This is a genomic window from Curtobacterium flaccumfaciens UCD-AKU, from assembly GCF_000349565.1.
Lineage (GTDB): Bacteria > Actinomycetota > Actinomycetes > Actinomycetales > Microbacteriaceae > Curtobacterium > Curtobacterium poinsettiae.
Genome location: NZ_KB714606.1, coordinates 21,154 through 27,563 on the forward strand (window position 1 = coordinate 21,154; position 6,410 = coordinate 27,563).

9 protein-coding genes are annotated in these 6,410 nt (G+C 72.9%); 3 read left to right on the plus strand and 6 right to left on the minus strand.

Going from position 1 to position 6,410, the window contains the following annotated elements; translation table 11 throughout:
• Nucleotides 1-96 precede the first annotated feature (96 nt).
• On the plus strand, nt 97-924 hold the full coding sequence (locus H489_RS22165) for an endo alpha-1,4 polygalactosaminidase (RefSeq protein WP_152427143.1): 828 nt from the start codon (nt 97-99) through the stop codon (nt 922-924).
• A 140-nt stretch (nt 925-1,064) separates the two neighbouring features.
• Here the strand turns inward: H489_RS22165 and H489_RS22170 are convergent, their stop codons facing one another.
• From H489_RS22170 to H489_RS22180, 4 genes are all read right to left on the minus strand, one after another.
• A complete protein-coding gene (locus H489_RS22170) occupies nt 1,065-1,424 on the minus strand; it encodes a GntR family transcriptional regulator (RefSeq protein ID WP_031259158.1) in 360 nt (119 codons plus the stop codon).
• 10 nt (nt 1,425-1,434) lie between these two features.
• On the minus strand, nt 1,435-2,007 hold the full coding sequence (locus H489_RS22175) for a DUF1684 domain-containing protein (RefSeq protein WP_017885851.1): 573 nt from the start codon (nt 2,005-2,007) through the stop codon (nt 1,435-1,437).
• Between the two features lie 132 nt (nt 2,008-2,139).
• Nucleotides 2,140-2,622, minus strand: coding sequence for a hypothetical protein (locus tag H489_RS36585; protein ID WP_017885852.1), 483 nt, complete (start codon nt 2,620-2,622; stop codon nt 2,140-2,142).
• An 80-nt stretch (nt 2,623-2,702) separates the two neighbouring features.
• Nucleotides 2,703-3,341 (minus strand): GNAT family N-acetyltransferase, encoded by a 639-nt coding sequence (locus tag H489_RS22180; RefSeq protein WP_017885853.1) that lies wholly within the window; start codon nt 3,339-3,341, stop codon nt 2,703-2,705.
• Between the two features lie 91 nt (nt 3,342-3,432).
• On the opposite strand from H489_RS22180, the gene H489_RS22185 reads away from it, so the two are divergent.
• Nucleotides 3,433-4,038, plus strand: a complete 606-nt coding sequence (locus H489_RS22185; protein WP_031259161.1) for a 2-phosphosulfolactate phosphatase — start codon at nt 3,433-3,435, stop codon at nt 4,036-4,038.
• A 42-nt stretch (nt 4,039-4,080) separates the two neighbouring features.
• On the plus strand, nt 4,081-4,383 hold the full coding sequence (locus tag H489_RS22190; protein ID WP_017885855.1) for a DUF427 domain-containing protein: 303 nt from the start codon (nt 4,081-4,083) through the stop codon (nt 4,381-4,383).
• Between the two features lie 27 nt (nt 4,384-4,410).
• Here the strand turns inward: H489_RS22190 and H489_RS22195 are convergent, their stop codons facing one another.
• The gene (locus H489_RS22195; protein WP_017885856.1) at nt 4,411-5,670 is read right to left on the minus strand and encodes an Nramp family divalent metal transporter; all 1,260 of its coding nucleotides are present in this window, start codon (nt 5,668-5,670) and stop codon (nt 4,411-4,413) included.
• A 522-nt stretch (nt 5,671-6,192) separates the two neighbouring features.
• A partial coding sequence (locus tag H489_RS0118270; RefSeq protein WP_031259162.1) for a CGNR zinc finger domain-containing protein occupies nt 6,193-6,410 on the minus strand: 218 nt, incomplete at its 5' end.

The following is a 6,410-nucleotide window of genomic DNA, read 5'->3' on the forward strand; positions in this document are numbered from 1 at the left end:
CGATCGGCGCCTCGAGTACGACCAGCATAGCGTGCACATGCCCGGATCAGCGAGGGCCGGGTGGTTCCCCGCGCATGCGAGGATTCCGGGGTGCGCATGCGAACCGTCCTGTTGACCACCGCGATGGCCCTGGTGGCCGTCCTCGGCACCGCCGGCTGCGCGGAGGCCGCCACGACGAGCGCGGCCGCCAGCTACCGGAACCTGCCGACCTCGGGCCGTGTGGACTACCAGCTCGGCGGCGGCTACACCCCGCCGTCCGGCGTCACGATCGTCGAGCGCGACAGCACCGACCGCCCGGCCAAGGGCAAGTACAACATCTGCTACGTCAACGGGTTCCAGACGCAGCCCGAGGCCGCCCGCACGTGGAAGAAGTCCTACCCGTCGGCGATCCTCCGCGACCGCGCGGGCAAGCCGGTCTCTGACCCGGGGTGGCCCGACGAGATGCTCCTCGACACCCGGACGTCGGCCAAGCGTGCCCTGATCACGAAGGTGCTCGCGAAGACCGTCGCCCGCTGCGCTGACCGCGGGTTCGACGCGGTCGAGTTCGACAACCTCGACTCCTGGACCCGCAGTGGCAAGCGGCTCACCCGGTCCGGCAACCTGGCGCTCGCGAAGTCGCTCGTCGCCAAGGGACACCGGCACGGCCTGGCCGTCGGGCAGAAGAACACACCGCAGCTCGGGGCATCCGGCCGGAAGCAGACCGGGTTCGACTTCGTCGTCGCCGAGGAGTGCGTGCAGTACCGGGAGTGCGCGGCGTACACGAAGGCCTACGGCGGGCGGGTCATCGACGTGGAGTACTCGGACACCCTCAAGCGCTCGTGGGGGTCGGTGTGCACGCTGAAGAGCCGTCCGGCCATGACGATCCTGCGCGACCGCGACCTGGTGACCCCGAAGGACGACGCGTACGTCTACAAGCGCTGCTGATCGCTCGGGCGTTCCTTCCCAGAACGCGTGCGATTCCTGGTGGAATCGGGCGGAGCGGGTCGGAACTCCCGACCCGGGTACGCCCGGAACGACCGGGTACGCCCGGAAGCGCCAGCCGCTCCCGCCCGTCCCGCGCAGCCCTACGCCGGCCAGGCCTCGCGCAACGCGGTCGCGGCCTGGTCCGCCGACAGCCCCGCCGAGCGCGCCGCGCCGGCCAGGGCACGAGCGGCCTCGGCCACGGCGTCCGGGACCGCTGCCGGCCGCACCACCCGGGTGCCGGCGCCCCGTGCGGTGTGCACGAGCCCGGCTTCCTCGAGCAGCTGGTAGGCCTTCGCGACGGTGCCGGCGGCGAGGCCGAGCTCGTCCGCCAGCCCCCGCACGCTCGGCAGCCGTTCGCCGTCCACCAGGTACCCGGCGGCGATCTGCGCGGCGATCTGCGATCGGACCTGCTCGAACGGGGGCACGCGGCCGCCGACGTCGAGCGCGACGAGTCCTGTCATGCGTTCCACCCTAGAAGTCGTACTGCTCGCCGACGGGGATCGGGACCGGCACGGTGTTGCCCGGAGGGGCGAGCGGGCACGCCCACGCCGGGTCGTACGCGCACGACGGGTTGTAGGCGAAGTTGAAATCGAGCACGAGCGACCCGAGGTCGTCGCCGCCCAGGTCCGAGCCCTTGATGGTGTCGAGCAGGTAGCGGCCGCCGCCGTAGGTGCCGCGGGCCTTGCCGGCGCTGGCGTCCTTGACGGGCACGAACACCCCGCCCGCGTAGCCGCCGTGCTTCCAGACGTCGAGGGTGCCGACACCGGGGACCCGCACCAGGCCGAGGCGGTCGAAGTGGACGACGCCGTCGGTGCCGGTCTCGAAGTCGAACTCGGCGGGCTCCGTGGCCTCGATGCGGACCTGGAAGCGCCAGGCCGGGTCGTAGTCCGGCACCGGCAGGGACTCGAAGCCGCGGGCGTCCTCGTCGAGCAGCGGCGATGCCGGGTGCTCCGCGAACATCGCGTCGCGCGTTTCCCGCCACAGCGCGTGCGCCGTCTGGGGGTCCGGGGTGGCGCGGACGCGGCGGTACAGGTCGAACGTCATCCGCCGCCAATCCGTCGTCGCCAACGTGCTTCGCACGCGGTCGTCGGTCGTCGGCTCCTGGGGGCGCGTCTGGCTCACGTGGACGAGGCTACGCCCGCTGCGCGGTGGACGGGAGGCCCGACCCGCGTCGCGTCACGCGCCGTCGGTCCGCCAGGTGGGCGCGAGGGCACGCATCCGGAACGCCCGCCACTGCCAGATGACCCACATGCCGGGCCACAGGGTGAGGCCGAGGGCGGCCGGTCGCATGCGGTAGGTCAGGCGGTCGAGCAGCAGGGTCCGGCCACCCGGTGCGGGGAGGACGGCCATCCGGTGCGACATCGTCATCCGGCCGAACAGCCCGGACGTGCCGCCGCCGTTGTCGCGCTGCACGGGAACCCCCTGGATCTCGTACAGGTCGAGGTCGACGTGCGTGTCACCGCTCGGTACCAGGCCGAAGGCGTCCGCGGTGATCGGGTGCGGGTGACCGGGTTCCCACCGCTCGGGGAACCCCTGCGGATCGCGGGAGCGGTACGCCAGGAAGGGCTTCGTCACCGCCACCATCACGGACGGGGTCAGCAGGGCATCGCGCACGGCCTCGACCGGCGCGTCGAGGACGATCCGGAGGCCGACGTGCATGCCGGTGACGCTACGCCCGCGGGCTGGGCGCTGCTCCGTGCGTCGCCCATGCGGGCATCACGCCCGTCGCGGCGCGGGGATCAGGCGTGCCGGGCCGACCGGCGGCGGGACCCCTCGGCGCGGTCGTGCCGGCGGAGCCGCTCGGCCAGTCCGAGCCGGACGGCCGGCCACTCCGACGCGATGACCGAGAAGACCACGGTGTCGCGCAGGGTGCCGTCACGGCCGATCGCGTGGTTCCGGAGCACGCCGTCCTGCTTGGCGCCGAGGCCCGCGATGGCCGCGCGCGACTGCAGGTTGTGCCAGTGGGTGCGGAACTCGACCGCGATGCACTGCCACGCCTCGAACGCGTGCGAGAGCATGAGCAGCTTCGACTCGGTGTTGATCCCCGAGCGCTGGGCGGACTTCGCCAGGAACGTGCTGCCGATCTCGACGTGACGGTTGCCCGTGTCGATGTTCATGAAGGTCGTCGCGCCCACCACCCGCCCGGTCGGGCGGTCCCGCACGGCGAAGGGCACCATGCGGCCGGCCTCGTGCTCGGCGAGCCGCCGGTCGATCTCGGCCTCGACCTGTGCCGGAGCGGGCACCGAGGTGTACCAGGTGCGCCACAGATCGCCGTCCGCGACCGCCGCCCGCAGGTCTTCCGCGTGCTCCTGCCCGAGGGGCTCGAGGGTCACACGGTCGCCGGTCAGTGTGGGCACGGGGGCGATCTCCATGACCATGCATCCTACGGTCGCCGACCCTGGCGGAACCCGGTCGGACGGCGACCCTGTGGAGAGGGACAGCATCGCCCGGACGGCTATCGTGACGGACGTGGCAGAACGCACCCAGGAGAAGTACCAGGTCCGGTTCGCGTGGGGTCCCGGAGGCGCGGCACGCATCGCCCACGGCACCCACCTGCTCGTCTGGGTCGACGCCCTGCCGCCGAGCCCCGACGCCGCCGCGCAGCGGCGCGCGCTCCGGAACGTGAGCGCCCAGCTGCCGGAGGGTCCGGAGGTCGTGCTCGGCCACCTCGGCAACGCGGCGGCGGTCGCGGAACGGGTGACGGGCCTCCAGGCCGCACGTGGTGACCGATGCGTCGTCGCGATCGTGGCCGCCGGGCTGCACCACACCGCGACCCTCGACGACGCGGCCGAGGCGGCGGGGGAGTCCGTCGACGTCGCCGACGCACCCGACTTTGCCGTCGAGGACCTGCTCGCCGCCGGAGCCGTCGTCGACGCACTCACCGAGGTCGGCATCGACCACACCTCACCCGAGGCCGCTGCGGCCTGCGCGGCGTACACGGGGCTCCGCCGTGCCGTGCGGCACCTGGTCAGCGCGTCCGAGGGAGCCGCCGTCCTGAGCCGGGACGACGTGCACGCGGCGCTCGCCGCAGGCCCCGACCTGCCCGTCCTGCGGGAATCGGGGGAGCGCGCGTAGCGTTCGCCCCGTCACGGAACCAGCGAGCGAAGGAGCAACGCCATGAAGGCAGTCGTCGGCGACACGGTGATCGCGGAGGCCCCGGAAGAGGACCTCATCAAGATCGAGGGCAACTGGTACTTCCCGCCGTCGAGCGTGAAGACCGAGCTCTTCACCGAGAGCCCCACCCAGTACCACTGCCCGTGGAAGGGCGACACCCAGTACTTCACGGTGAACGTGGACGGCCAGGCGCTGCAGGACCGCGCGTGGTCGTACCCGACGCCGATCCCGTCGTCGTTCGAGCGTGTCGGCAAGGACTACTCGGGCTACGTCGCGTTCTGGAAGGACGTCCAGGTCGTCGCGTGACGACCGCCGCGCCCTGACCGGTGTGCCTCAGCCGGTCAGGGTGAGCACCACCAGCGCGATGTTGAGCGCCACGATGACCGCCGCGATCACCCACGCCACCACGCGGGTGATCGCGGCGTTCACGTCGGTGCCCATCACGCTCCGCCGTGACGTGTAGACCACGAGCGGCACGATCGCGAAGGCGATCCCGAAGCTCAGCACCACCTGGCTGACGACGAGCAGCATCGTCGCGTCGATGTGCAGCGCGAGCAGCACGATCGCGGGCACCAGGGTGATCGCCCGCCGGGCCACCAGCGGGATCCGCACGTGCAGCAGCCCCTGCATGATCTCCGCTCCGGCCATGCAGCCCACCGAGGTCGAGGCCAGTCCGGACGCCAGCAGTCCGACGGCGAAGAGGACCCCGACGACCGGGCCCACGTTCTCGGCGATGGCCCGCTGCGCCCCGGGGATCGAGTCGGTGCCCGCGACGCCCGGCAGGGTGGCCGCGGCGAGGACGAGCATCGCGATGTTCACCCCACCCGCGACGATCAGGGCGAGCCCGACGTCCCACCGGGTCGCGACGAGCACCCGGCGACGCTCCGGCCCGGCGGGGACGTCCCCGTGACGGTCCCGGGCGAGCGCCGAGTGCAGGTACACGGCGTGCGGCATCACGGTCGCGCCGAGCATCGAGGCCGCGAGCAGCACCGACCCGGCGCCCTCGAACCGCGGCACGAGCCCGGCGACCAGGTCTGCGGGTGTGACGCGGGCGAACAGCAGCCCGGCGCAGAAGCCCACCGTCAGGATCGCGAGCATCGCCGTCACCACGGTCTCGAACAGGCGCGTGCCCCGGCGGCTGTGCAGGGTCAGCAGCAGCATCGAGACGAGCCCGGTGATGATCCCGCCGACCACGAGCGGCAGGTCGAAGAGCAGGTAGAGGGCCAGCGCGCCGCCGATGACCTCGGCGATGTCGGTCGCTGCCGCCACGATCTCGGCCTGGCCCCAGAACAGCAGGCGCGGCGCGCGCCGCATCCGCAGGCCCAGGTGTTCGGGCAGCGACTTGCCCGTCACCACCCCGAGCTTGGCGGACAGGTACTGCACCACCACGGCGCTGGCGTTCGCTGCCACGAGCACCCAGAGCAGCAGGTAGCCGTACTCGGCCCCGGCGGTCAGGTTGGCGGCGACGTTGCCCGGGTCGACGTAGGCGATGGCTGCGACGAAGGCCGGTCCGAGCAGGGTGAGGCCGGCTGCACGACGACGCGGGGCGCCGGGTGGGCGCTCGTCGAGCCGGGTGCTGGCAGTGTCGGTCATGCACCGATCCTGCCAGAGGATTCGGTGTGCCGAATCTTTTTCTTCGCGGATGCTGCGTTCGGTGGCCACCACGCCCGTGAGCGTGCCTCGGGCGGTCGCGATCCGTCGGCTGCGAGGCCGTCGGGCGACGGTTGGTGACCGCTCGGCAGAGGTGAGCGAGGCGTCGTGACCGCTCGCCGAAGGCGGACGGGAGGCCCGTGGCGGCGCTGCCACGCGCCTCCCGGCCGGTGGCTGGTCGCGACTCGTCGCTTGCGTCGCGTCGGCTGGTCACGACCGGTCGGCTGCGAGGCCGTCGGGCGACGGTTGGTGACCGCTCGGCAGAGGCGAGCGGGGTGTCGTGACCGCTCGCGGAGGGCCGGTGGCTGGTCGCGACTCGTCGCTTGCGTCGCGTCGGCTGGTCACGACCGGTCGGCTGCGAGGCCGTCGGGCGACGGCTGGTGACCGCTCGGCAGAGGCGAGCGGGGTGTCGTGACCGCTCGCCGAAGGCGGACGGGAGGCGGTTAGGCCGTGCTCAGCGCCTGCTCACGCCGCTGCGCGGCGGGCGCGGTGCGCCCGGACCTTCGCCCGGTTGCCGCACCGCTGCATCGAGCACCAGCGCCGGGTCCCGCCGCGCGACGAGTCGTAGAACACCAGGCCGCAGTCCTCGGCCGAGCAGCGGCTCAGCCGGGTCGGGCGGCCGTCGGCCTCGACGTCGTCGAAGCCGACCTCGGTGAAGAGCGCGACGGCGTCGCGCGCGACGC

What these genes read in the sequence shown, in the direction of transcription:
- H489_RS22165 (WP_152427143.1), top strand. Translation starts at nt 97, where the DNA reads ATGCGAACCGTCCTGTTGACCACCGCGATGGCCCTGGTGGCCGTCCTC.
- H489_RS22170 (WP_031259158.1), bottom strand. Translation starts at nt 1,424, where the DNA reads ATGACAGGACTCGTCGCGCTCGACGTCGGCGGCCGCGTGCCCCCGTTC.
- H489_RS22175 (WP_017885851.1), bottom strand. Translation starts at nt 2,007, where the DNA reads ATGACGTTCGACCTGTACCGCCGCGTCCGCGCCACCCCGGACCCCCAG.
- H489_RS36585 (WP_017885852.1), bottom strand. Translation starts at nt 2,622, where the DNA reads ATGCACGTCGGCCTCCGGATCGTCCTCGACGCGCCGGTCGAGGCCGTG.
- H489_RS22180 (WP_017885853.1), bottom strand. Translation starts at nt 3,341, where the DNA reads ATGGTCATGGAGATCGCCCCCGTGCCCACACTGACCGGCGACCGTGTG.
- H489_RS22190 (WP_017885855.1), top strand. Translation starts at nt 4,081, where the DNA reads ATGAAGGCAGTCGTCGGCGACACGGTGATCGCGGAGGCCCCGGAAGAG.
- H489_RS22195 (WP_017885856.1), bottom strand. Translation starts at nt 5,670, where the DNA reads ATGACCGACACTGCCAGCACCCGGCTCGACGAGCGCCCACCCGGCGCC.